Genomic DNA, 22,983 nt, shown 5'->3' on the forward strand with positions numbered 1-22,983 from the left:
ATTCCAGCCCAGCCCCAGCTCGACGAGGAGTTGGTCAGTCGTGACCGCCGCACTCACCACCGCGCAGTTGACGCAAGAGCACCGCCCCACCCTCGACCAGGCCCTGGAGGCGATCCGTACCCGCGCCTATTGGTCCCCGCACCCCGAGCACCCGAAGGCCTACGGCGGCGAGGGCCAGGGCGGGCGCCCGAGCCTGAGCGTCGCCGAGGGTCAGGCGGCGTTCGAGGCGCTGCGCGGCAAGCGCTTCGAGCTGGACCAGCCGGGCACCGACGGCTGGGCGGGCTCCGAGGTCTCTCCGTTCGGAGCGGAGATGGGCATGGAGTATCCGCATCCGGACATCGAGGTGCTCCTCCCGGCGATGCGGGCGGGGATGCCCGCCTGGCGAGACGCCGGTCCCGAGGCGCGGGCCATGGTGTGCCTGGAGATCCTGGCCCGGATCGGCGCCCGGTCGCATGAGTTCGCCCAGGCCGTCATGCACACCAGCGGACAGGCGTACATGATGGCGTTCCAGGCCGGCGGCCCCCACGCCCAGGACCGCGGCCTGGAGGCGGTGGCGTACGCGTTCGCCGAGCAGACCCGCACTCCGGGCGCCGCGGACTGGTCCAAGCCGCAGGGCAAGCGCGACCCGCTGCGCCTGCGCAAGACGTTCACGGCCGTCCCGCGCGGTATCGCCCTGCTGATCGGCTGCAACACCTTCCCGACGTGGAACGGCTATCCGGGGCTCTTCGCCTCGCTCGCCACCGGCAATCCGGTGCTGGTCAAGCCGCACCCCCAAGCCGTGCTGCCCCTGGCGCTGACCGTCCAGGTGGCGCGCCAGGTGCTGACGGAGGCGGGGTTCAGCCCCGATCTGGTGGCGCTGGCCGCCGAGCGGCCGGACGAGGGAATCGCCAAGGTCCTCGCCGTCCGCCCCGAGATCCGCGTCATCGACTACACGGGGTCCACCGCCTTCGGCGACTGGCTGGAGACCCACGCCCGCCAGGCCCAGGTCTTCACGGAGAAGGCGGGGGTCAACACGGTGGTGATCGACTCCACCGACGACTACCAGGGCATGCTCGCCAATCTGGCGTTCTCCCTGTCCCTCTACAGCGGCCAGATGTGCACCACCCCGCAGAATCTGCTGATCCCCCGCGACGGCATCACCACCGACGCCGGTCCCAAGACCTATGACGAGGTGGTGGCCGACCTGGCGGCGGCGGTGGACGGGCTGCTGGGCGACGACGCACGGGCGAGCGCGCTGCTCGGCGCGATCGTGGGGCCGCGGGTCCAGGAGCGGCTGGAGGCCGCCCCCGGCCTGGGCGCGGTCGCCCTGGCCTCCCGCACGGTGACCCACCCCGACTTCCCGGGCGCCACGGTCCGCACACCGCTGATGGTCAAGGCGGACGGCGCGCGGATGTTCTGGGAGGGGGCGGACGCGGACGCGCCCTATCTGGCCGAGTGCTTCGGCCCGGTCTCCTTCGCCGTCGCCGTCGCCTCCACGGAGGACGCGGTCGCGCTGCTGCGCCGGACCACCCGGGACAAGGGCGCGATGACGGTCGGGGCGTACACCACCTCGCCGGCGGCGGAGCGGCTGATCGAGGAGGCGTGTCTGGAGGAGTGCGCCCAGCTGTCGCTCAATCTGACCGGCGGGGTGTATGTGAACCAGACCGCGGCCTTCTCGGACTTCCACGGCACGGGTGGCAACCCGTCGGCCAACGCCGCGCTGTGCGACGGGGCGTTCGTGGCCGGCCGCTTCCGGATGGTCGAGGTCCGCCGCCCGGCGGAGTGACGGGTCCGGTGGGTGGGGCATGCTCGCGCACGCCCCACCCGGACGTGGCCTAGGCCGGGCGGTCGGGGCCGCCCCAGTGGAAGAGGGCCATGGCCACGCTGGTGGCCAGGTTGTAGCTGGACACCTGCGGCCGCATGGGAAGGGCCACCAGCCTGGTGGCCCGCTTCCGCAGCTCCGGCGAGATCCCGTGCCGCTCGGAGCCGAAGGCGAGCAGCGCGTCATCGGGGATGGTCAGGGACCGGATGTCCTCCCCCTCCGGGTCCAGGGCATACAGCGGCCCCTCCGGAAGCGCGTCGCCCGGCAGCCGCTCGACCGCGGTGGCGAAGTGCAGCCCGGCGCCCGAGCGCACGGCGTTCGGATGCCAGGGGTCGATATCGCCGGTGGTGACCACGCCGGTGGCCCCGAACCCGGCGGCGAGCCGGACCACGGCCCCGACGTTCCCCAGGTTGCGGGGGTTGTCCAGGACGACCACCGGGGCCTGCCGGGGCCGCTGGGACAGCTCGTCCAGATTCGCCCGGCGGCCGCGCCGGACCGCCAGGGCGGCGACCCGTGTGGGATGCACCCGGGGCACCAGATCGCGCAGGGTCCCGGCATCGACCTCCACCAGAAGGTCCGCGATCGCCTCGGTGAGGTCATCGGCCAGGTCATCGGCGAGTTCCACGGCGGCCGCCTTGTCGCTGGTGACCGCGGCCCGCACCTCCGCGCCGAACCGCAGCGCGTGCTTCAGCGCGTGGAAGCCGTCCAGCAGCACGGTGTCGGGGGCCGTCGCGCGCCAGTGCCGTACGGCCCGCGCGGACTCGTCATCGATCATCCCCTCAGCGTACGAGGGTGCCGGCCGCGGTTTCCTCGTCGCTCCCCCGCGTTCGCTGCCCCGGCAGCCACACGGCGCGCGCCGCCAGCCGGTCCCGGGCCCGGCCCAGCCGCGCCTCGGCCCAGCGCAGGAGGTTCGTCGGCAGGAAGACCGAGTCCGCGGCGATCACGGCGAGCGAGAAGAACGGCAGCCCCAGCATCACCGCGATGCCGAGGTGCTCCATCATCAGCAGGACGAGCATCGCGTTCTTGGCCCGCCGGTTGAGCAGGGTGAACGGAAAGGCCACCTGGACGATGACCGTGCCGTAGGTCAGCACCATCACCAGGGTGCCGCTGGACGCCATGATGTCGGCCAGCCAGGGCCAGGGCGAGAAGTAGTCCAGATGCAGCGGGTAGTAGAGGGCGGTGCCGTCCTGCCAGCGCGAACCCTGGACCTTGTACCAGCCGGCCGAGGCGTAGAGCAGACACACCTCGGCCATGATCACCAGCAGGGCGCCGTTGTGCGCCACATTGGCGAGCGCGTCCAGGACGGTGCGCGGCTCCCCCGGCGCGTAACGCCTGACGAACCACCATCCGGCCTGGACGAGCCACAGCCCCCACAGGACGGTGCCCCAGCCCAGCCCGGGCAGCGGGCCGTCGGCGGTCAGGGAGAGCCGAGCGTCGGTGAACAGCTGCGCCCAGAGCAGGGCGGTCCCGGTGACGGCCCACAGCACGACTCCGGTGGTGTCGCGCGGCGGCCATTCGCGGTCCGCGTGCCGGGCCGCCCGGCGCGCGTCCAGGGACCACATCTGACCGCATCGGGTCAGCACCAGATACATCGACATCAGATGGATGAGGTTGTCGCCGCCGTCCCCCACGAAGATGCTGCGGTTCTGCAGCGACAGCACCCCGATCATGAACAGCACGGACATGGTGCGGGTGCGCCAGCCCACCAGCAGCAGCGCGCTGGAGACGATGGCGAGGGCGTAGACGATCTCGAACCACACCGTGCTGTCGGACCACATGAGCGCGGTGAAGGCGCGGTTGCCGTCGATCAGCCGGGCGGCCATCTCCCAGTTCCACGGGCCGTCCGGCCCGTACAGCTCCCGGCGGTGGGGCCATTCGCGCACCAGGAAGAGCAGCCAGGTGAAGGAGAAGCCGATGCGCACGACGGCGCTCTGCCGGGGGCCGAGCGCGGACGCGGTGACGCGCGTGTAGCCACGCGCCACGGCGGTCTGGAGGCGGGCGGAGGGAGTCACCGGCGCTTCGCCTCCGGGAGGTCATCGGAGGTCACGGTCCACCAGGGCAGCGTGCGGTAGACCGTCTTGGTGTCGATCTTCTCGTCGCTCCAGGGCGGCGGGGCCACCGGAGCGGTCGCGGAGCGCACCTGTATTCGCTCCACGGTGCCGCCGTCCTCCTCGCGGCCGAGGCGGAGCATCACGATCCGGCGGATGTACTGCTCGGAGAGGTTGCCGCGCATCCCCTGCGGCCGCTCCCGCACATCATGCGAGCCGACGTAGAACTCCCAGCCGCGGCGCAGCTCGTTCTGCTGGGTGTGACTGGGCAGCGGGTTGTGGTGGATGGCCGCGCCGTCCTGGGCCGAGAGGTCGCGCCAGCCGGTGGTCGCGGTGCCGCCGTCGGAGGTGCGGATCTCGGCGCGGGCCTGGACGGCGATGTTCTGCTGGAGCGGGTTGGGGGCGAAGAGCTTCCAGACCCGTTCGAACTCCGGATAGACGTAGTCGTCTATCGCCGCGCCGTGCCGCTTGGTGAGGGTGTTGGGCGGTGAGACGTTCAGGAAGGCCGCCGAGAGATGGATCGCGGCGGCGACGGCGGCGACCGCGATGGCCACCGCGATGATCAGCTGTGCGGGCAGGGAGAGCGTGGTGAGCGGTTCCGCCACGTCGCCGTCCGGCGCCGATTCCGTCGAGTCCGTCGAGTCCGTCGAGTCCGATTCAGCCGGTTCCGGTTTCGTCGACTCCGCTCGCGTCGGCTCCGATCCCCCCGGCTCCGGTCCCGCCTGCTCCCCTTCCTGCGGCTCCGGTCCCGTCGGCTCCCGTTCCGCCGGTTCCGGCTCCGTGTCCGCCATACCCCGCCCCGCTCCCGATGGTCCAGGCCTTCGCGCACGCCGGTCGGCCGCGCGCCCCCGTGGCCCCCACGCCCCCGGCACCGTACCGATGCGGAACCACTCGGCACAGCGTCCTCAGCGTTATCCACAGGGTTGACACCCTACGTTCCTCAGCACACCATTGAACCGAACGATCGGTCGGTCGGCTGGCCGGTCGGCGGAGACGAACGGCGGAGGGGCTTCGCATGACGACGATGGCGGCGGACGCGGGAGCGTACGAGGCGGTGTTCGACGCCGCCCTGGCCGCGGACGAGCGCATCGAGCCGCGCGACTGGATGCCCGATGAGTACCGGGCCACGCTGGTGCGGCAGATGGCCCAGCACGCCCACTCCGAGATCATCGGCATGCAGCCGGAGGCGAACTGGATCACCCGTGCCCCCTCGCTGCGGCGCAAGGCGATCCTGATGGCCAAGGTCCAGGACGAGGCGGGCCACGGCCTGTATCTCTACAGCGCGGCGGAGACCCTGGGCACCAGCCGGGACGAGCTGCTGGACAAGCTCCACAGCGGCCGCCAGAAGTACTCCTCGATCTTCAACTACCCCACGCTGACCTGGGCCGACGTCGGCGCCATCGGCTGGCTGGTGGACGGCGCCGCGATCACCAACCAGGTCCCGCTGTGCCGCTGCTCCTACGGGCCCTACGCACGGGCGATGGTCCGCATCTGCAAGGAGGAGTCCTTCCACCAGCGCCAGGGGTATGAGCTGCTGCTGGCCCTGAGCCGGGGCACCGAGGCCCAGCACGCCATGGCGCAGGACGCGGTGGACCGCTGGTGGTGGCCGTCGCTGATGATGTTCGGCCCGCCGGACGACGCCTCGGCCCACTCCGCGCAGTCCATGGCCTGGAAGATCAAGCGCCACTCCAATGACGAGCTGCGCCAGCGCTTCGTCGACATCTGCGTCCCCCAGGCCGAATCCCTCGGCCTCACCCTCCCCGACCCCGAGCTGCGGTGGAGCGAGGAGCGGGGGCATTACGACTTCGGCCCGATCGACTGGGACGAGTTCCGCGAGGTGCTGCGGGGAAACGGGCCGTGCAACGCACAGCGGATCACCCAGCGGCGCCAGGCCCATGAGGAAGGCGCCTGGGTGCGCGAGGCAGCCGCGGCGTACGCGGCCAAGCACGGGAAGGCACAGGCATGAGCGGCAGCCCGAGCGCCGAGTGGCCACTGTGGGAGGTGTTCGTCCGCAGCAGGCGCGGACTCTCGCACACCCACGCCGGATCCCTCCACGCCCCGGACGCGGAAATGGCTCTGCGGAACGCACGGGATCTGTACACCCGCCGCTCCGAGGGCGTCTCGATCTGGGTGGTGCCGTCCGCCGAGATCACCGCCTCCTCCCCGGACGAGCGGGATCCGTTCTTCGAGCCGTCCGCCGACAAGCCCTACCGCCACCCCACCTTCTACGCGATCCCGGAAGGGGTGCGGCACCTATGACCGCGGCCCTCGCCCTGGGCGACGACGCGCTGGTGCTCTCTCACCGGCTGGGGGAGTGGGCCGGGCAGGCGCCCGTGCTGGAGGAGGAGGTGGCGCTCGCCAATATCGCCCTTGACCTGCTCGGCCAGGCCCGGGTGCTGCTCTCCCTCGCCGGCGACGAGGACGAGCTGGCGTATCTGCGCGAGGAGCGGGCGTTCCGCAACGTCCAGCTGGTCGAGCAGCCCAATGGGGACTTCGCCCGGACCATCGCCCGCCAGCTCTACTTCTCCACCTACCAAGAGCTGCTGTACGAGCGGCTGGCGCGCGGCTCCGGCCCCTTCGCCCCGCTGGCCGCCAAGGCGGTCAAGGAGGTGGCCTACCACCGCGACCACGCCGAGCACTGGACCCTGCGGCTCGGCGACGGCACGGACGAGAGCCATGAGCGGATGCGGCGCGGGCTGGACGCGCTCTGGCGGTTCACCGGTGAGCTCTTCGAACCGGTCGAGGGGTGCGAGGTGGAGTGGAGCACCCTGCACGACGCCTGGCTGACCCGGATCACCTCGGTCCTGGAGCGCGCCACCCTGACGGTGCCCGAGGGGCCGCGGCGCGGCGGCTGGGCGGCCGGCGCGGGGCGCCAGGGCATCCACAGCGAGCCGTTCGGCCGGATGCTCGCCGAGATGCAGCATCTGCACCGCAGCCACCCGGGGGCGACATGGTGACGCCCAGGCCCTCCACGGCGCCCGCGTCCTCCGCGTCCGGCACCGGCCTCACCCCGCTCGAGGAGGAGCTGCTGCGGCTGGCCGGATCCGTACCGGACCCGGAGCTGCCGATGGTGTCCCTGGCCGAGCTGGGGGTGATGCGCGGGCTGCGGCTGCTGGGGCCGGGCCGGGTCGAGGTCGAGCTGACCCCCACCTACACCGGCTGCCCGGCGCTGGAGTCGATGGCCACCGATATCGAGCGGGTGCTCCATGACCATGGCGTCCCCGAGGTCGCCGTGCGTACGGTCCTCGCCCCGCCCTGGACGACGGACGCGATCAGCGCCGAGGGCCGCCGCAAGCTGGCGGAGTCCGGGATAGCGCCGCCCGCGCCGCTCGACGCGACGGCGGGGGGCGGTCCGGTTCCGGTGACCCTGGCGGTGCGCTGTCCGCACTGCGGCTCGACCGAGACCGAGCTGCTCAGCCGCTTCTCCTCCACCGCCTGCAAGGCGCTGCGCCGCTGCGCGGCCTGCGGCGAACCGTTCGACCACTTCAAGGAGTTGTGATGGCCGCGGAGGCGGTGCAGCGGGTCACGCCCCGCCACGGCGCGTTCCACCCGCTGCGGGTGGCGGCGGTCGACCGGCTCACCGAGGACGCGGTGGCGGTCACCCTCCTGGTGCCGCCCGCGCTGCGGGAGACGTTCCGCTTCGCGGCGGGACAGCACATCGCGGTGCGCCGGTTCGCCGACGGCGCGGAGATCCGCCGGACGTACTCGATCTGCACCCCGGCCCCGGGCGTGGAGGGCCCGGAGTTCCTGCGGATCGGGGTGCGGCTGGTCGAGGGCGGTGAGTTCTCGACCTATGCCCTCAAGGAGCTGGCGGTCGGCGAGGTCATGGAGGTGATGGCCCCGGCCGGCCGTTTCGTCCTGGAGCCCCGTCCCGGTCACTTCGCGGCGGTCGTCGGCGGCAGCGGTATCACCCCCGTGCTGTCCATCGCCGCCACGCTGCTCGGCCGGCAGCCCGAGGCGCGTTTCTGCCTGATCCGCAGCGACCGCGCCGCGGCCTCGACGATGTTCCTGGAGGAGGTCGCCGACCTCAAGGACCGCTGGCCCGACCGGTTCCAGCTGGTGTGCGCGCTCTCCCGGGAGGAGCAGCAGGCCGGGCTGGTGTCCGGGCGGCTCGACGAGGAGCGGCTGACCGGACTGCTCCCGGCGCTGCTGCCGGTCGCCTCGGTGGACGGCTGGTTCCTGTGCGGGCCCTACGGTCTGGTGCGCGCCGCCGAGCGGGCGCTGCGCGGCCTCGGGGTCTCCCGCGGCCGGGTCCATCAGGAGATCTTCCATGTGGACGCGGCCCCCGCCGAGGGCGTCCCCATACCGGGCGCGGCCCTGGCCGCCTCGCACAGCTCGGTCACGGCGACCCTGGACGGCCGCTCGGGCACCTGGCCGGTCCAGGACGGGGAGCCGCTGCTGGAGACCGTGCTGCGCAATCGGTCCGACGCGCCGTACGCGTGCAAGGGCGGGGTCTGCGGCACCTGCCGGGCCTTCCTGGTCTCGGGCGAGGTGCGGATGGACCGGAACTTCGCGCTGGAGCCGGACGAGGTGGAGGCGGGCTATGTGCTGGCCTGTCAGTCCCATCCGGTGGGCGAGCGGGTGGAGCTGGACTTCGACCGCTGACGAGGTCCGGCACGGCACCGGCGTTCCCTTCTTGTAGAACCTGTTCTATCTTGACGGCCCGTCAGATATAGCCGCGGCGCGGGAGGTACGGACAGTGGACTTCACCTTCACCGAGGAGCAGCAGGCGGCCGTCGAGGCGGCGAAGGCCGTCTTCTCCTCCGTCACGCCGGACAGCGTGCCCAGCCCCGCGCTGACCGCGGGCGCCGTCGCCGACGACTTCGACCGCGCGCTGTGGCGGAAGCTCGCCGAGGGCGATCTGCTGGGCCTGACCCTCGACCCCCGGTACGGCGGCTCGGGCCTGGACCCGCTCGCCCTCTGCCTGATGCTGCGGGAAGGCGGCCGGGTGCTGGCCCGGGTGCCGCTGCTGGAATCCAGCGCCGCCGCGCTGGCCGTGCAGCGCTACGGCGGGGAGGAGCTGTGCGCCGACGTGCTGCCCCGGGCCGCCCGCGGTGAGCTGGTCCTCACCGCGGCCTCCAGCGGCCGCACCGGCCATGGCCCGGCCGAACTCGCCGTCCAGGCACGGCGGAACGGCGAGGGCTGGGTGCTGGACGGCGTCCAGACCGCGGTCCCCTGGGCCCATGGCGCCGATCGTGTGCTGATCCCGGCCCACACCGGGGAGGGCGGTACGGTCCTCGCCCTGGTCCCCCGCGACCATGAGGGCGTCGCCCTCGAGGAGCAGATCTCCACCAGCGGTGAGCGGCAGGCCGAGATCCGGCTGGACGGGATGCGGCTCGCCGACCGCGAGGTGCTGACCGCGGACGGTGCCTGGGAGTGGCTGCGCGATCTCCTCACCATCGGCACCTGCGCCCTCGCCCTGGGCCTCGGCTCGGCGGTGCTGGACCTCACCAGCTCGTATGTGAGCAAGCGCGAGCAGTTCGGCTTCCCGCTCGCCACCTTCCAGGCGGTCGCCGTACAGACCGCCGACCGCTATATCGATCTGCGGGCCATGGAGGCCACGCTGTGGCAGGCGGCCTGGCGGCTGTCCCTGGACGAGGAGCGGCCCACGGTGAGCGGGGCGCTGCCCATCGCGGGAGATATCGCCGTGGCCAAGATCTGGGCCGCCGAGGGCGTGCGCCGCGTCGTCCAGACCGCCCAGCATCTGCACGGCGGCTTCGGCGCGGTCACCGACTACCCCCTGCACCGCTATCACGCCTGGGGCAAGCAGCTGGAGCTCTCGCTGGGGTCCGCCGCCGCCCATGAGGAGGCACTGGGCGAACTCCTCGCCGCCCACCCCCTCGGCTGAGCGCCCGGGGGGGGCGGGGGGGCCCCCCCCCCCGCGGGGGCGGGGGGCGCGCGCCCGCGGGCGGGGGGCGCGGCGGGGGTCGGACCGGGGGGAGTCACACCCCCGCGCCCCCCCCCCCCCCCCCCCGCCCGCGCGCCGCGCCCCGCCGATCAGCGGGGAAGACCAGCGGGGAAGACCAGCAGGGAAGACCAGCAGGGAAGACCAGCAGGGAAGACCAGCAGGGAAGACCAGCAGGGAAGACCAGCGGCGAAGATCAGTAGGGAAACTTCTAGAGCACAAAGGCCCCTTCGGCGGTGCCGTCGGGGCCGCTCACCATCGGCCGGCCCGCCGCGTCCCAAGCGAGCATCCCGCCGTCCACATTCACCGCGTCCAGCCCCTGCGCGACCAGATACTGCGTCACCTGCGCGGAGCGGCCGCCGACCCGGCACATCACATGCACCCGGTGCCCCTCGCCGGCCGCCGCGGTCAGCTCGTCGAACCGCGCCACGACCTGGCCCATCGGGATGTGCAGCGCGCCCTCGACATGTCCGGCCGCCCACTCGTCGTCCTCCCGGACGTCCAGCAGAAGGCCATCGGCCGGTACCGCCGCCGCCTCCACCTGGGGAAGCTGGGCAAAATGCATCGGACACACCTCTCACACGACATCGACAGCTGCGGCAAACCTACTACCGCACCAGCTCCGCGAGCCGGGCCTCCTTCTCCGAGGCCTGGGCCAGCAGCTGCTCGGCGATCTCGTCCAGCAGCCCATCGGGGTCCTCGGGCGCCATCTTGATCATCGCGCCGATCGCGCTCGACTCCAGCTCCGCGGCGACCGCGGCCAGCATCTCCTTGCGCTCGGCCAGCCACTCCAGCCGGGCGTAGAGCTCCTCGCTGCGGCTCGCCCGCCGCTCCGGCGGCGGCGGACCGGCCTCCCACTCCTCGGCCAGCGCTCGCAGCGCCTCCTCGTCCCCAGCCGCGTACGCCGCGTTGACCCGCACGATGAAGGCACCGCGCCGCTCCCGCTCGGCCTCCTCCTCGGCCAGATCCGGATGGGCCTTACGGGCCAGCTCCCGGTAAATCCGGCGGGCTTCCTCGCTCGGCCGCACCCGCTGCGGCGGCTGCACGGGCCGCTCGGTGAGCATCGCGGCCGCCTCCGGCGAGAGCCCATCCGAGTCGATCCAGCCATGGAACAGCTCCTCCACGCCCGGCATCGGCTGCACCAGCCCCCGCGCCTCACGGGCCTTGCGAAGATCCTCCGGATCGCCGGTGCGGGCCGCGAGCGCCTCGGCGATCAGCGCGTCCAGCTCGTCGAGGCGCGAGTACATCGGCCCGAGCCGCTGGTGGTGCAGCCGGGAGAAGTTCTCCACCTCCACCCGGAAGGTCTCCACCGCTATCTCGAACTCGATCAGCGCCTGCTCGGCCGCGCGCACCGCCCGCTCCAGCCGCTCGGCGGCCTGAGTCTCCTCCTGCGACCGGTCGTGCGACTCCGCCTGGGGCTCCGCGTCCGACATCGACTGCCGTGCCTGCTGCTGCGCTTCCGGATTCGTCACCCGCTCAGACTACGTCCGGCGGTGATCGGCGACGGAGGTCACACCCCCGCCCGTGCCTCACACCCCCATCTCGGCCGCTATCCGTCCATTGCGCACCGCCATGACCAGCGCGGAGTGATCCGCTTCCGTGCGATCCGCGTACCCCACCGCGAAGGCGGCCACCGCCTCGTCCAGCTCCTCCCCCTTGCCGCAGTAACCGGCCAGCATCCGGGGGTCCGCGCTGTGGGAGTGCGCGCGGGCCAGCAGGGCCCCGGTCATCCGCCCGTAGTCATCCATCTGGTCCGCGGCCAGGGCCGCCGGGTCCACGCTTCCCTTGCGGTTGCGGAACTGGCGCACCTGGTAATGCCGCCCCCGCACCGTGGTCCACCCCAGCAGGATGTCGCTGACCACCTGCATCCGCTTCTGGCCGAGCACCACCCGCCGCCCCTCGTGTGTGACATCCGGCACCTCGAAGCCGGCCGTCGCCAGATGCGGCAGCAGCGCGGAGGGGCGCGCCTCCTTCACCTGGAGCACCAGCGGCTCGCCCCGGTGGTCGAGCAGCAGCACCACATAGGAGCGGGTGCCCACGCTGCCCGTGCCGACGACCCGGAACGCCACATCGTGTACCTCGTACCGCGAGAGCAGCGGCAGCCGGTCCTCCGGCAGCGTGCCCAGATACCCGGCGAGCGAGGAGGCCACCGCCGCCGCCTCCTCGTCCGGCACCTTCCGCAGCACCGGCGGCGCGTCCACGAAGCGCCGGGCCTCCAGTCGGCCGGAGGCGCCCTCCTCGCCGGGCACGGGCTCGGTGGCCCGGGCGGCGTACCGCGCGCTGGTGTTCCGCCGGGCCTTCTCGGAGATCCGCTCCAGCGTGCCCACCAGGTCCTTGGCGTCCGTGTGGGAGACCAGCTCCTCGTCCGCGATCGCGTTCCACGCCTCCGTCGCCGGGAGCTTGGCCAGCAGCCGCACCGTGCGCCGATAGGCACCCACCGCGTCCTGGGCGGCCGCCCGGCAGGTGTCCTCGTCGGCGCCCGCCTCCCGGCCGGCCAGCACCAGCGAGACCGCGAGCCGCTTCACATCCCACTCCCACGGACCGTGGACGGTCTCGTCGAAGTCGTTGAGATCGATGATCAGGCCACCGCGCGCATCCCCGTAGATCCCGAAGTTGGCAGCGTGGGCATCGCCACACAGCTGGGCCCCGATACCGGTCACCGGCGTGGACGTGAGGTCGTGCGCCATCAGCCCGGCGGCCCCGCGCAGAAAGGAGAAGGGGTTCGCGGCCATCCGCCCGACCCGGATCGGGGTGAGCTCCGGCAGCCGCCCGGCGTTGGACCGCTCGACCGCAGCCACCGGATCCGGCCGCCCGGTGTCCCTCGGCGGCTCGGCATGCGCCGAGCGCGGCACGCTCTTGCGCAGCGCCTTGCCCCGCTGCCGGGGAGAGGGGCCCTCACCGTGCCACACGGCGAAGCCCGGAACCGGCGGCAGCCGCCGGGCCACCCCGCCCGCTCCGTCCCCGCCGCTCGGCCCCCGCTCGCCGCCGCCGTCACCCCGGCCGCTCGCTCCGGCTCGGCCGCCCCCACCGCTTCCGTCGCCCTCAACGCTCCGGTCGTCCGTCATCGCGCCCCCGCCCTTCTCGCACACGCCATCGACTGAATCGACTGAGCCGACCGTACCCCCTGTCGACCCACCCCGTCAGAGCCTGTGGAAAACCTTGACGATCATGACGAAAGCCCAGATCAGAAGGTGAACCTCAGATCAGAAGGCAGGCTCCCAAATCGGAAGGCGGGCCCCAGACCGGAAGGCAGGCCCCCGGATCAGAAAGTGATCCGGCTCAGCCCCGGAACTGCTTCGGGCAGCCCTCGCTGCCCGAGGGCAGATTTTTCTCCGCCCACCGCGACAGCTCCTTCAGCGCGGGCTCCAGCGCCTTCCCCGCGTCCGTCAGCCGGTAGCCCACCCGCAGCGGCGGCCCGGCGTCGACCTCCCGCACCACCAGACCCGCCGTGGCGAGCTCGGTGAGCCGGTCCGACAGCATCCGCTCGCTGATCCCGGGGATGGCCCGCCGCAGGTCGGCGAAGTACGCCGCCTGCTCCGTCAGCACGGCCACGATGAGTCCCGTCCATCGCTTGCCGAACAGCTCGAAGAACCGCGTCATCTCGCCGTCGACCTGCTTGCAGGCCTGCTCGTTGTGGGCTCCACGATCCTTCGCCATGGAATACACACTACTGCGTTCCGGTTCGGGACTACGAAAAAGTAAGCTACTGTGCCTTCTGTAGGTACGTAGGTATTACTGGCTCCTTCCCGAGCCTTGTCATAGGAGGCATCCATGCCGACTCTTCTGCACCTCGACACCTCTGTCTTCCCCGGTGAAGCCTCCGCTTCCCGCTCGGTCACGGCCACCTTCCGCAAGGAATGGGAAGCCCAGCACCCGAACGGCACGGTGATCTATCGCGACCTGGCCGCCGAGCCGCTGCCGCACCTGGACGGCCTCGCGGCCGCCGCCGGTTTCGCCGCTGCCGACCAGCGCTCCCCCGAGCAGCACGCCGCCTTCGCCCTGCGGGAGACGCTTGCCGGCGAGCTCGAGCAGGCTGACGTGGTCCTGATCGGCGCCCCGATGTACAACTTCACGATTCCCTCCACGCTCAAGGCGTGGCTGGACCACGTGATCATCATGGGCCGCACCGCGGGCGCCGAGCAGACCACCACCTCGGGCACCCCGGCGATCGTCGTCGCCAGCCGCGGCGGCGGTTACGGCCCGGGCACCCCGCGGGAGAGCTTCGAGTTCGTGACGAACTACCTCGGGAAGGCCCTGGGCGACGGCCTCGGCCTCGATGTCACCTTCGTTGTGCCGGAACTCACGTTGGCCCGCAGCAATCCCGCCATGGCCGATCTGGTCGAGCTGTCGGACGCCTCCAAGGCGAAGGCCCATGAGGACGTCGCGGCCAAGGCCAAGGAGCTCGCCACGCGCTTCGCCGCCGCCTGATCCGACCGATCCGACCGACCCGTCTGATCCGGTCCCAACGGACATCGGGCCGCAGGGGCCTCCTCTTCTCCGGGAGGCCCCTGCCGCTTGTCCGGGAGACCCAGGAGGCCCCGGCGCACACGCGAAGCCGCGGCGCACGCGAAGCCGTCACAAACGCGAAGCGGGCCCCTCCGAGCGACTTTCGTCACTCCGGAGAGACCCGCTCCGACTGGTGCGCGAGGGGGGAGTTGAACCCCCACGCCCTTTCGGGCACTGGAACCTGAATCCAGCGCGTCTGCCTATTCCGCCACCCGCGCATGGGTGCTGCCGTCCGGCCACTCTCCCCGCTCCCCGGCCCGATCTTCTTGATCCGTCCGGTTCGTGTGGGGCGCCTTCCGACATCCAGAACATTAGCACGCCCCTCGGGGTGCAATCACACCCGTTACCGAGGCCCCCGCCCCCACCCGTCCGTAGAGCGTCACGGTTGCGGGACACTGTCGTCAGGGCACCTCTACGATCCCTGTGAGAGGTGACACTGCTCCACAGGGCCAGGAAGGGGAACCACCCGATTTCCCGACGCGTGGATACGATCAGTAAGCAGTACCAGGACGACGCAGAGCACGACTGAGGAAGGAGGTGCCCGGTGGGAGTACTGAAACGCTTCGAGCAGCGTCTCGAGGGCCTCGTGAACGGCACCTTCGCCAAGGTGTTCAAGTCCGAGGTCCAGCCGGTCGAGATCGCCGGCGCGCTCCAGCGCGAGTGCGACAACAACGCCACGATCTGGAACCGCGACCGGACGGTCGTCCCCAACGACTTCATCGTCGAGCTGAGCGCGCCCGACTACGAGCGGCTCAGCCCGTATTCCGGACAGCTCGGCGACGAGCTGGCCGGTATGGTCCGCGACTACGCCAAGCAGCAGCGATACACCTTCATGGGCGCCATCAAGGTGCATCTGCAGAAGGCCGAGGACCTCGACACCGGCCTGTACCGGGTGCGCAGCCGGACTCTGGCCTCCAGCGAGTCCCAGAGCGCGGAGGGCGCACAGCAGGCGCCGGGCCGCGCCGGCGCCGGCGCGGCCCCGCAGCAGCGCCCCGGCGGTTACGGCTACCCCGCCCAGCCCGCCGGTGCCCCGCCGATGCCGTCCGCGCCCCCCGGCGCCCGTCCGGCGCCCCGCAGCAGCGGAGCGGCGGCCGGTGTCGGAGCCCAGCCGCAGGGCCAGACCCGCCGCTGGATCGAGATCAACGGCACCCGCCACCAGATCTCCCGGCCCACGCTCGTCCTGGGCCGCTCCACCGACGCTGACGTGCGAATCGACGATCCCGGTGTCTCCCGCAGACACTGCGAGATCCGGGTCGGAACCCCACCGACCATCCAGGATCTCGGGTCGACGAACGGCATCGTGGTGGACGGACAGCACACCACGCGCGCTACGCTCCGCGACGGCTCGCGGATCGTCGTGGGCAGCACCACCATCGTTTACCGGCAAGCCGAAGGGTGAAGCGGGGGCAATGTCAGAGCTGACCCTCACGGTCATGCGGTTGGGTTTCCTCGCCGTACTGTGGCTGTTCGTCATCGTGGCCGTACAGGTCATTCGCAGCGATCTGTTCGGGACCCGCGTGACCCAGCGCGGTTCGGCGCGGCGCGGCGCCCCCGACCGGCCGCAAGCACAGCAGCAACAACGGCAACAGCAGAGCGCGCCGCCGCCGCAGCGCCAGCAGTCCGGGGGCCGCGGCCGCCGCGGTGCCCCCACCAAGCTGGTGGTCTCCGAGGGCACGCTCACCGGCACCACGGTCGCCCTGCAGGGGCAGACCATCACCCTCGGCCGTGCGCACGATTCAACAATCGTGCTGGACGACGACTACGCCTCCAGCCGGCATGCCAGGATCTACCCGGACCGTGATGGCCAGTGGATCGTCGAGGATCTCGGGTCCACCAACGGCACGTATCTCGACCGGACCCGACTCACCACACCGACACCGATTGCGCTGGGTGCGCCGATCCGTATCGGCAAGACCGTCATCGAGCTGCGGAAGTAGTAGGACCATGACGACCGGAGGGTGGGCAGCGTGGTTGGCAAGGGGCTGTACCCGGAGCCGACGGGCGAGGTGCGCATGAGTCTGTCACTGCGTTTCGCGGCCGGATCACACAAGGGCATGATCCGGGAGGGCAACGAGGACTCCGGCTACGCCGGTCCCCGGCTGCTCGCGATCGCCGACGGCATGGGTGGCCAGGCCGCCGGCGAGGTCGCCAGCTCCGAGGTGATCTCCACCCTCGTCCAGCTCGACGACGACGTCCCGGGCTCGGACATCCTGACGTCCCTCGGCAGTGCCGTGCAGCGGGCCAATGACCAGCTGCGCGTCATGGTCGAGGAGGACCCGCAGCTGGAGGGCATGGGCACCACGCTCACCGCCCTGCTGTGGACCGGCCAGCGGCTCGGTCTGGTGCACGTCGGCGACTCGCGCGCGTATCTGCTGCGCGACGGGGCGCTCACCCAGATCACCCAGGACCACACCTGGGTGCAGCGCCTGGTCGACGAGGGCCGGATCACCGAGGAGGAGGCGGGCACCCACCCGCAGCGCTCCCTGCTGATGCGCGCGCTGGGCAGCGGCGACCACGTCGAGCCCGATCTGTCCATCCGCGAGGTCCGGGCCGGTGACCGCTATCTGATCTGCTCCGACGGCCTGTCCGGCGTCGTGAGCCACCAGACCCTCGAGGACACCCTCGCCAGCTACCAGGGCCCCCACGAGACCGTGCAGGAGCTGATCCAGCTCGCGCTGCGCGGCGGCGGCCCCGACAACATCACCTGCATTGTCGCCGACGTCCTGGACGTCGACGGCGCCGACACCCTCGCCGCCCAGCTGAACGACACCCCCGTGATCGTGGGCGCGGTCGCCGAGAACCAGATCCCGCTCGGGGACGGCGGGGCCGCGCACACCCCCGCGGGCCGGGCCGCGGAGCTCGGCCGGTCCGTACCGCCGCAGCAGGGCGACGCGCACGGCGGCTTCGGACCGCCCGGCAGCGGCGATCCGGCCATCGGCGGTATGCCGCAGGGCAGTTACGGCGACTACGCCGAAGGCGACTTCACCAAGAAGAGCGGCCGCAAGACATGGGCCAAGCGGTCGCTCTTCATCGTGCTGGGTCTCGCCGTGATCGGTGGCGGCCTCTACGGCGGCTATCGCTGGACGCAGACGCAGTACTACGTGGGCGCCAACGGCGACCACGTCGCGGTCTATCAGGGCATCAGCCAGGATCTGGCCTGGATCAAGCTCAACAAGATCCATGAGGACCACCGCGAGATCGAACTCAAGTACCTCCCGGCCGACCAGCGCGGCCGTGTGGAGGACACCATCACGGTCAGCGGACTGGGCCAGGCCCAGGACAAGACCAAAGACCTCGCCACCCTCGCCAGCGCCTGTAAGAAGGCCGATGCCCAGGAGAAGGCCGAGGAGAGCCAGAAGGACCTCACCGGCGGCGACAAGGGCAAGGGCGACAAGCCGCCCAGCGGCGGGGCCTCCAGCAGCGCCGACCCGTCCCAGAGCAGCAGCGGCAAGCCCGCGAACGGGAAGACCGAGAGCCAGCTCGGAACGAACGCCGCCAAGGCCACGTCCAAGCCCACGCCGACGACGTCTCCCACTCCGAACCCCGGCCCCACCCTCTCGGAGGAGGAGAAGAAGTTGGTCCCGCAGTGCAGCAGCACCCAGCAGTGAAGCCGTAAGGGGCCGTCCACCCATGAGCAGTAGTACGACCAACACGACGACGATCAGTACGGCCGGGCCGCCGAGCAGGCGGAACACCGAGCTGGCCATGCTCGTCTTCGCGGTGATCATTCCGGTCTTCGCCTACGCCAACGCCGGCCTGGCGCTCAGCGACGAGATGCCCTCGGGCATGCTCAGCTACGGCCTCGGGCTCGGCCTGCTGGCAGGCGTCGGCCATCTGGTGGTCCGGAAGTTCGCGCCGTACGCGGACCCGCTGCTGCTGCCGATCGCCACGCTCCTCAACGGGCTGGGCCTGGTGCTCATCTGGCGGCTGGACCAGTCCAGGCGGCTGGCCCAGCGGGCGAAGGACGCCGGCATGGCCTTCGCGCCCTCGGCCCCCAACCAGCTGATCTACTCGGCACTGGGCGTCGCCCTCTTCGTCGGCGTCCTGATCCTGCTCAAGGACCACCGCATCCTCCAGCGCTACACCTACATCTCCATGGTGGTGGCGCTGATCCTGCTGATCCTTCCGATGTTCTTCCCGGCGCGTTTCGGCGCCCGCATCTGGATCACCCTCGGCAGCTTCTCCATCCAGCCCGGTGAGTTCGCCAAGATCATCATCGCCGTGTTCTTCTCCGGCTATCTGATGGTCAAGCGGGACGCGCTCGCCCTGGCCAGCCGCCGCTTCATGGGGCTGTACCTGCCGCGCGGCCGCGACCTCGGCCCGATCCTGGTGGTCTGGGGGATGAGCATCCTCATCCTGGTCTTCGAGACCGACCTGGGCACCTCGCTGCTGTTCTTCGGCCTCTTCGTGGTGATGCTGTACGTCGCCACCGAGCGCACCAGCTGGATCGTCTTCGGTCTGCTGATGTCCGCGGCCGGCGCGGTCGGCGTCGCCACCTTCGAGCCGCACGTCCAGTCGCGTGTGGACGCCTGGCTCCAGCCCTTCGAGGTGGCCAAGAACGGAGGCAGTGACCAGATCGCCCAGGCGCTGATGGCCTTCGGCTCCGGCGGCGTCTTCGGCACCGGCCTCGGCCAGGGCAACTCCGACCTCATCGGCTTCGCCGCCAACTCCGACTTCATCCTGGCCACCGTCGGCGAGGAGCTCGGGCTCGCGGGCACCATGGGGCTCCTGCTGCTCTACGGCCTGATCGTGGAGCGCGGTGTGCGCACCGCCCTCGCCGCCCGTGACCCGTTCGGCAAGCTGCTGGCCATCGGCCTGTCCGCGGCCTTCGCCATCCAGGTCTTCGTCGTGGCGGGCGGTGTGATGGGCCTCATCCCGCTGACCGGTATGACCATGCCGTTCATCGCGCAGGGCGGTTCGTCCGTCATCGCCAACTGGGCGCTCGTCGCCATCCTGATCAAGGTCAGCGACACCGCGCGCCGCCCGGCGCCGACGCCCGCTCCCACCACAGACGCCGAGATGACCCAGGTGGTCCGACCGTGAACAAGCCCCTGCGCCGAATCGCGATCTTCTGCGGACTCCTCGTCCTCGCCCTGCTGGTGCGGGACAACTGGCTCCAGTACGTCCAGGCCGACGAGCTGAAGAACCACGACGGAAACCACCGGGTTCTGATCGCCCGTTACAGCCAGCCGCGCGGCAACATCATCGTCGACGGCCAGCCGATCACCGGATCCGCCGAGACCAACGGCATCGACTTCAAGTACAAGCGCACCTACAAGGACGGCCCCATGTGGGCGCCGGTCACGGGGTTCGCCTCGCAGGCGTACGGCGCCAACCAGATCGAGAACATCGAAGACGGCATCCTTACGGGCAACGACGACCGCCTCTTCTTCAACCGGACGATCGACATGATCACCGGCAAGAAGCAGAAGGGCGGCGACGTCATCACCACCCTGAACCGCAAGGCCCAGGAGGCAGCGTTCGAGGGCCTCGGTGACAAGAAGGGCGCCGTCGCCGCGCTCGACCCGCGCACCGGCAAGATCCTCGCCCTCGCCTCCACCCCGAGCTACGACCCGTCGAAGATCTCGGGCGCCACCTCCAAGGACAAGGAGGCGTGGCTCGGGCTCCAGCCGAAGAAGGACAAGGACGACCCGATGCTCAACCGGGCGCTCCGTCAGACCTACCCGCCCGGCTCGACCTTCAAGGTCCTCACCGCCGCGGCCGCGCTGGAGAACGGCAAGTACACCGACATCGACGAGCCGACCAACTCCCCGGACCCCTGGAAGCTCCCGCTGTCCACCCAAAACCTGCCCAACGAGGGGAACATCCCCTGCAAGAACGCCTCGCTGCGGCAGGCACTCCGCTACTCCTGCAACACGGTCTTCGGCAAGCTCGGCGACGACCTCGGCGACAAGAAGATGCGGGAGCAGGCCGAGAAGTTCGGCTTCAACGAGACGGTCGACACCCCCGTCCGCGCCTACCCCAGCGTCTACCCCGAGAAAATGGACCGGCCGGGCAACGCGATGTCGGCCATCGGCCAGTTCGACAACCGGGCCACCCCGCTCCAGATGGCGATGATCGCCTCCGCGGTCGCCAACGACGGCAAGCTGATGAAGCCGTACATGGTCGACTCGCTCCGCGCCCCGAACCTCAACACCATCGAGCAGACCGACCCGGAGCAGATGAGCCAGCCGCTCAGCTCGGAGAACGCCCAGAAGCTGCAGAGCATGATGGAGACGGTGGTCAAGGAGGGCACCGGCACCGGCGCCCAGATCCCGGGCGTCACGGTCGGCGGCAAGACCGGCACCGCGCAGCACGGCGTCGCCAACAGCAAGAACCCCTATGCGTGGTTCATCTCCTACGCCAAGGGGGACGACGGCTCGCCGGTCGCGGTCGCGGTCGTCATCGAAGGGTCCAACACCCTCCGTGGCGACATCGCCGGTGGCAAGCTGGCCGCGCCGATCGCCAAGAACGTGATGAAGGCCGTACTGGAAACCGAGCGCGACAAGTGACCCCCGTCACGTCCGGATGCCAATCCCGCACGTCGCCGTACCGGTCCGGTATCAGATAGCCACTGAGGCCGGGTCCCGTAAGACGTGCCGGGTACGGTATGCGCGAGCAGCACTTCGCCGGCCCACAGGTGCGGCCGGGAACCACGGAAGAGGGCTGGAGTAGCTATGGAAGAGCCGCGTCGCCTCGGCGGCCGGTATGAGCTGGGCTCAGTGCTCGGCCGCGGTGGCATGGCGGAGGTCTACCTCGCGCACGACACCCGCCTCGGCCGTACTGTCGCTGTGAAGACGCTCCGGGCGGACCTTGCCCGCGACCCGTCCTTCCAGGCCCGGTTCCGCCGAGAGGCCCAGTCGGCCGCCTCGCTCAACCATCCCGCGATCGTCGCGGTCTACGACACCGGCGAGGACTACGTCGACGGCGTCTCGATCCCGTACATCGTGATGGAGTACGTCGATGGTTCCACTCTGCGTGAGCTTCTTCACTCGGGCAGAAAGCTGCTCCCCGAGCGCTCGATGGAGATGACCACCGGCATCCTCCAGGCCCTCGAGTACTCGCACCGCAACAACATCGTCCACCGGGACATCAAGCCGGCCAACGTCATGCTCACCCGGAGCGGCCAGGTCAAGGTGATGGACTTCGGCATCGCCCGGGCCATGGGCGACGCCGGTATGACCATGACGCAGACGGCCGCCGTCATCGGCACCGCCCAGTACCTCTCCCCCGAGCAGGCCAAGGGCGAGGCCGTCGACGCGCGCAGCGACCTGTACTCCACCGGCTGTCTGCTCTACGAGCTGCTGACCGTAAGGCCGCCGTTCGTGGGCGACTCCCCGGTGGCGGTCGCCTATCAGCACGTGCGGGAGGAACCGCAGCCGCCGAGCACGTACGACCCCGAGATCACCCCGGAGATGGACGCCATCGTCCTGCGGGCGCTGGTCAAGGACCCCGACTACCGCTACCAGTCGGCCGACGAGATGCGCGCCGACATCGAGGCGGCCCTGGAGGGCCAGCCGGTGGCCGCCACCGCCGCCCTGGGCGCGGTCGGCTACGGCTCCGACGACCAGCCCACCGCGATGCTGCGGCCGCAGAACTCCGGCGGCGGGGCACAGACCTCGATGCTCCCGCCGATGCGTGAGGACGACGGCGGCTTCGGCTACGACGAGCGGCCGGATCGCGGCCGGGGGCGCGGGGGCCCCGGCAAGAAGAGCAACCTCTCCACGATCCTGCTGATCATCGCCGGGATACTGGTGCTGGTCGGTGCGATCTTCATCGGGAAGTCGCTGTTCGCCGGCGGTAAGAACGACGGCATGGTCCAGGTCCCCAATCTCGTCGGTAAGACGATCGAGGACGCCAGGAGCCAAGGGGAGAACGGCGACTTCAAGGTCAAGAACGTCGGCTCCAAGTTCTGCGAGAACGCGGACAAGAACACCGTCTGTGAGCAGACCCCCAAGGGCGGCGACCAGGTCAAGCGGTACGGCACAGTCGAGCTGACCATGTCCAAGGGCCCCAAGCCCGCGGCCAGGGTCGAGGTGCCCGACGTCCTGAACGTGCAGTACGAATCGGCCAAGCAACAGCTCGAGGCCAAGGGCTTCAATGTCGACCAGAAGACCGAGCAGTCGGACCAGACCGCCGGCAAGGTGATCGACCAGGACCCGAAGGGCGGCAAGAAGGTCGCTAAGGGCGCCACGATCACCCTGACCGTCGCCGAGGCCCAGCAGAAGGTCGTCGTCCCGGACGTGACCACGCAGAAGGTCGAGGACGCCACGAAGTCGCTCCAGGGCAAGGGCCTCAAGGTCCAGACCCAGGAGGTCGAGAGCGGCGACGTCGAGGCCGGCACGGTCACCGACCAGACGCCCAAGGGCGGCCAGGAGGTCCTGCCCGGTTCGACGGTCACGCTGACCGTCGCCAAGGAGCCCGCGCAGGACGAGAACGTGCCGGTGCCCAACCTGGGCGGCCAGAAGCTCAAGGACGCCAAGAAGGCGCTCCAGGACCTGGGCCTCAACGTGGGCAACATCGCCGGCCCGCAGGACGACAACGCCACCGTGGTGGCCAGCCAGCCCGGCGCGGGCACCCAGGTGCCCAAGGGCCAGTCCGTGAACCTCATCACGGTCGCCGGCCAGGGTGGCGACGGCGGCGGCAACGGCGGCGGTGACAACGGCGGAGGCATCTTCGGCGGCCAGAACGGCTTCTAGCCGGCCTCCGGACACCATGACACG

21 protein-coding genes and 1 tRNA gene are annotated in these 22,983 nt (G+C 70.9%); 14 read left to right on the plus strand and 8 right to left on the minus strand.

The features are described 5' to 3' along the window. The first annotated feature begins 40 nt into the window (after nucleotides 1-40). On the plus strand, nucleotides 41-1,765 hold the full coding sequence (paaN, locus tag ACFXB5_RS21970; protein WP_385210427.1) for a phenylacetic acid degradation protein PaaN: 1,725 nt from the start codon (nucleotides 41-43) through the stop codon (nucleotides 1,763-1,765). A 49-nt stretch (nucleotides 1,766-1,814) separates the two neighbouring features. On the opposite strand, the gene ACFXB5_RS21975 is transcribed toward paaN, so the two are convergent. The 3 genes from ACFXB5_RS21975 to ACFXB5_RS21985 are packed head-to-tail and all read right to left on the minus strand — an operon-like array spanning nucleotide 1,815 to nucleotide 4,640. Then, a complete protein-coding gene (locus ACFXB5_RS21975) occupies nucleotides 1,815-2,576 on the minus strand; it encodes a TrmH family RNA methyltransferase (protein ID WP_385210429.1) in 762 nt (253 codons plus the stop codon). 4 nt (nucleotides 2,577-2,580) lie between these two features. Beyond that, the gene (locus ACFXB5_RS21980; protein WP_385210431.1) at nucleotides 2,581-3,813 is read right to left on the minus strand and encodes an HTTM domain-containing protein; all 1,233 of its coding nucleotides are present in this window, start codon (nucleotides 3,811-3,813) and stop codon (nucleotides 2,581-2,583) included. Next, entirely contained in the window at nucleotides 3,810-4,640 is an 831-nt protein-coding gene (locus ACFXB5_RS21985) for a DUF5819 family protein (protein WP_385210434.1), read from the minus strand. Before ACFXB5_RS21985 ends, ACFXB5_RS21980 begins: the two co-directional genes overlap by 4 nt. 224 nt (nucleotides 4,641-4,864) lie before the next feature. Here ACFXB5_RS21985 and paaA point away from each other — a divergent pair, with 224 nt between their 5' ends. The 6 genes from paaA to ACFXB5_RS22015 all read left to right on the plus strand — a co-directional run bounded on the left by paaA (nucleotide 4,865) and on the right by ACFXB5_RS22015 (nucleotide 9,697). Continuing rightward, nucleotides 4,865-5,815: a 1,2-phenylacetyl-CoA epoxidase subunit PaaA gene (gene paaA / locus ACFXB5_RS21990; protein WP_201854200.1), complete on the plus strand. Its 951-nt coding sequence runs from the start codon at nucleotides 4,865-4,867 to the stop codon at nucleotides 5,813-5,815. Further along, complete coding sequence (gene paaB / locus ACFXB5_RS21995) at nucleotides 5,812-6,108, plus strand: 1,2-phenylacetyl-CoA epoxidase subunit PaaB (RefSeq protein ID WP_046088802.1); 297 nt, start codon at nucleotides 5,812-5,814, stop codon at nucleotides 6,106-6,108. Before paaA ends, paaB begins: the two co-directional genes overlap by 4 nt. Continuing rightward, the gene (gene paaC, locus ACFXB5_RS22000) at nucleotides 6,105-6,806 is read left to right on the plus strand and encodes a 1,2-phenylacetyl-CoA epoxidase subunit PaaC (protein ID WP_201854201.1); all 702 of its coding nucleotides are present in this window, start codon (nucleotides 6,105-6,107) and stop codon (nucleotides 6,804-6,806) included. The genes paaB and paaC overlap by 4 nt, the downstream gene beginning before the upstream one ends. Then, entirely contained in the window at nucleotides 6,800-7,348 is a 549-nt protein-coding gene (gene paaD / locus ACFXB5_RS22005; protein WP_385210437.1) for a 1,2-phenylacetyl-CoA epoxidase subunit PaaD, read from the plus strand. The genes paaC and paaD overlap by 7 nt, the downstream gene beginning before the upstream one ends. Beyond that, on the plus strand, nucleotides 7,348-8,454 hold the full coding sequence (locus ACFXB5_RS22010) for a 2Fe-2S iron-sulfur cluster-binding protein (RefSeq protein ID WP_385210440.1): 1,107 nt from the start codon (nucleotides 7,348-7,350) through the stop codon (nucleotides 8,452-8,454). Before paaD ends, ACFXB5_RS22010 begins: the two co-directional genes overlap by 1 nt. Before the next feature lie 94 nt (nucleotides 8,455-8,548). Then, nucleotides 8,549-9,697, plus strand: a complete 1,149-nt coding sequence (locus ACFXB5_RS22015; protein ID WP_385210442.1) for an acyl-CoA dehydrogenase family protein — start codon at nucleotides 8,549-8,551, stop codon at nucleotides 9,695-9,697. Between the two features lie 268 nt (nucleotides 9,698-9,965). Here ACFXB5_RS22015 and ACFXB5_RS22020 read toward each other — a convergent pair whose 3' ends face one another. The 4 genes from ACFXB5_RS22020 to ACFXB5_RS22035 form a co-directional block, all read right to left on the minus strand. Beyond that, entirely contained in the window at nucleotides 9,966-10,319 is a 354-nt protein-coding gene (locus ACFXB5_RS22020) for a rhodanese-like domain-containing protein (RefSeq protein WP_201854204.1), read from the minus strand. Nucleotides 10,320-10,362: 43 nt separating this feature from the next. Next, complete coding sequence (locus tag ACFXB5_RS22025) at nucleotides 10,363-11,187, minus strand: hypothetical protein (RefSeq protein WP_201854236.1); 825 nt, start codon at nucleotides 11,185-11,187, stop codon at nucleotides 10,363-10,365. A 96-nt stretch (nucleotides 11,188-11,283) separates the two neighbouring features. Beyond that, the gene (locus ACFXB5_RS22030) at nucleotides 11,284-12,819 is read right to left on the minus strand and encodes a DUF2252 domain-containing protein (RefSeq protein WP_385210444.1); all 1,536 of its coding nucleotides are present in this window, start codon (nucleotides 12,817-12,819) and stop codon (nucleotides 11,284-11,286) included. A gap of 214 nt (nucleotides 12,820-13,033) precedes the next feature. After that, a complete protein-coding gene (locus ACFXB5_RS22035) occupies nucleotides 13,034-13,411 on the minus strand; it encodes a winged helix-turn-helix transcriptional regulator (protein WP_385210447.1) in 378 nt (125 codons plus the stop codon). A gap of 114 nt (nucleotides 13,412-13,525) precedes the next feature. Here ACFXB5_RS22035 and ACFXB5_RS22040 point away from each other — a divergent pair, with 114 nt between their 5' ends. After that, entirely contained in the window at nucleotides 13,526-14,182 is a 657-nt protein-coding gene (locus ACFXB5_RS22040; protein WP_385210449.1) for an FMN-dependent NADH-azoreductase, read from the plus strand. A 209-nt stretch (nucleotides 14,183-14,391) separates the two neighbouring features. On the opposite strand, the gene ACFXB5_RS22045 is transcribed toward ACFXB5_RS22040, so the two are convergent. Beyond that, nucleotides 14,392-14,478, minus strand: a tRNA-Leu gene (locus tag ACFXB5_RS22045). 326 nt (nucleotides 14,479-14,804) lie between these two features. Between ACFXB5_RS22045 and ACFXB5_RS22050 the strand changes: the two genes are divergently transcribed. The 6 genes from ACFXB5_RS22050 (at nucleotide 14,805) to pknB (ending at nucleotide 22,959) form a co-directional block, all read left to right on the plus strand. Continuing rightward, nucleotides 14,805-15,659: an FhaA domain-containing protein gene (locus tag ACFXB5_RS22050; protein ID WP_385210451.1), complete on the plus strand. Its 855-nt coding sequence runs from the start codon at nucleotides 14,805-14,807 to the stop codon at nucleotides 15,657-15,659. Between the two features lie 10 nt (nucleotides 15,660-15,669). After that, nucleotides 15,670-16,197: an FHA domain-containing protein gene (locus tag ACFXB5_RS22055; protein ID WP_385210454.1), complete on the plus strand. Its 528-nt coding sequence runs from the start codon at nucleotides 15,670-15,672 to the stop codon at nucleotides 16,195-16,197. A 75-nt stretch (nucleotides 16,198-16,272) separates the two neighbouring features. Next, a complete protein-coding gene (locus ACFXB5_RS22060; protein ID WP_385210494.1) occupies nucleotides 16,273-17,868 on the plus strand; it encodes a PP2C family protein-serine/threonine phosphatase in 1,596 nt (531 codons plus the stop codon). Nucleotides 17,869-17,890: 22 nt separating this feature from the next. Further along, nucleotides 17,891-19,303 carry an FtsW/RodA/SpoVE family cell cycle protein gene (locus ACFXB5_RS22065; RefSeq protein ID WP_138914783.1) on the plus strand — a complete coding sequence of 471 codons (1,413 nt, stop codon included), beginning with the start codon at nucleotides 17,891-17,893 and terminating at the stop codon, nucleotides 19,301-19,303. After that, nucleotides 19,300-20,772, plus strand: coding sequence for a peptidoglycan D,D-transpeptidase FtsI family protein (locus tag ACFXB5_RS22070; protein ID WP_385210457.1), 1,473 nt, complete (start codon nucleotides 19,300-19,302; stop codon nucleotides 20,770-20,772). Before ACFXB5_RS22065 ends, ACFXB5_RS22070 begins: the two co-directional genes overlap by 4 nt. A gap of 165 nt (nucleotides 20,773-20,937) precedes the next feature. Beyond that, nucleotides 20,938-22,959, plus strand: coding sequence for a Stk1 family PASTA domain-containing Ser/Thr kinase (gene pknB, locus ACFXB5_RS22075; RefSeq protein WP_385210459.1), 2,022 nt, complete (start codon nucleotides 20,938-20,940; stop codon nucleotides 22,957-22,959). Nucleotides 22,960-22,983: the final 24 nt, after the last annotated feature.

Origin of the sequence: Streptomyces sp. NPDC059455, from assembly GCF_042750115.1 — a bacterium.
Classification (GTDB): domain Bacteria; phylum Actinomycetota; class Actinomycetes; order Streptomycetales; family Streptomycetaceae; genus Streptomyces; species Streptomyces endocoffeicus.

Coding starts and splice junctions, on each gene's coding strand:
- ACFXB5_RS22055 (WP_385210454.1), top strand. CDS start 15,670: ATGTCAGAGCTGACCCTCACGGTCATGCGGTTGGGTTTCCTCGCCGTA.
- ACFXB5_RS22040 (WP_385210449.1), top strand. CDS start 13,526: ATGCCGACTCTTCTGCACCTCGACACCTCTGTCTTCCCCGGTGAAGCC.
- ACFXB5_RS22020 (WP_201854204.1), bottom strand. CDS start 10,319: ATGCATTTTGCCCAGCTTCCCCAGGTGGAGGCGGCGGCGGTACCGGCC.
- paaC (WP_201854201.1), top strand. CDS start 6,105: ATGACCGCGGCCCTCGCCCTGGGCGACGACGCGCTGGTGCTCTCTCAC.
- ACFXB5_RS21975 (WP_385210429.1), bottom strand. CDS start 2,576: ATGATCGATGACGAGTCCGCGCGGGCCGTACGGCACTGGCGCGCGACG.
- paaA (WP_201854200.1), top strand. CDS start 4,865: ATGACGACGATGGCGGCGGACGCGGGAGCGTACGAGGCGGTGTTCGAC.
- ACFXB5_RS22065 (WP_138914783.1), top strand. CDS start 17,891: ATGAGCAGTAGTACGACCAACACGACGACGATCAGTACGGCCGGGCCG.
- ACFXB5_RS22030 (WP_385210444.1), bottom strand. CDS start 12,819: ATGACGGACGACCGGAGCGTTGAGGGCGACGGAAGCGGTGGGGGCGGC.
- ACFXB5_RS22025 (WP_201854236.1), bottom strand. CDS start 11,187: ATGTCGGACGCGGAGCCCCAGGCGGAGTCGCACGACCGGTCGCAGGAG.
- pknB (WP_385210459.1), top strand. CDS start 20,938: ATGGAAGAGCCGCGTCGCCTCGGCGGCCGGTATGAGCTGGGCTCAGTG.
- ACFXB5_RS22010 (WP_385210440.1), top strand. CDS start 7,348: ATGGCCGCGGAGGCGGTGCAGCGGGTCACGCCCCGCCACGGCGCGTTC.
- paaD (WP_385210437.1), top strand. CDS start 6,800: ATGGTGACGCCCAGGCCCTCCACGGCGCCCGCGTCCTCCGCGTCCGGC.
- ACFXB5_RS22035 (WP_385210447.1), bottom strand. CDS start 13,411: ATGGCGAAGGATCGTGGAGCCCACAACGAGCAGGCCTGCAAGCAGGTC.
- paaB (WP_046088802.1), top strand. CDS start 5,812: ATGAGCGGCAGCCCGAGCGCCGAGTGGCCACTGTGGGAGGTGTTCGTC.
- ACFXB5_RS22060 (WP_385210494.1), top strand. CDS start 16,273: ATGAGTCTGTCACTGCGTTTCGCGGCCGGATCACACAAGGGCATGATC.
- ACFXB5_RS21985 (WP_385210434.1), bottom strand. CDS start 4,640: ATGGCGGACACGGAGCCGGAACCGGCGGAACGGGAGCCGACGGGACCG.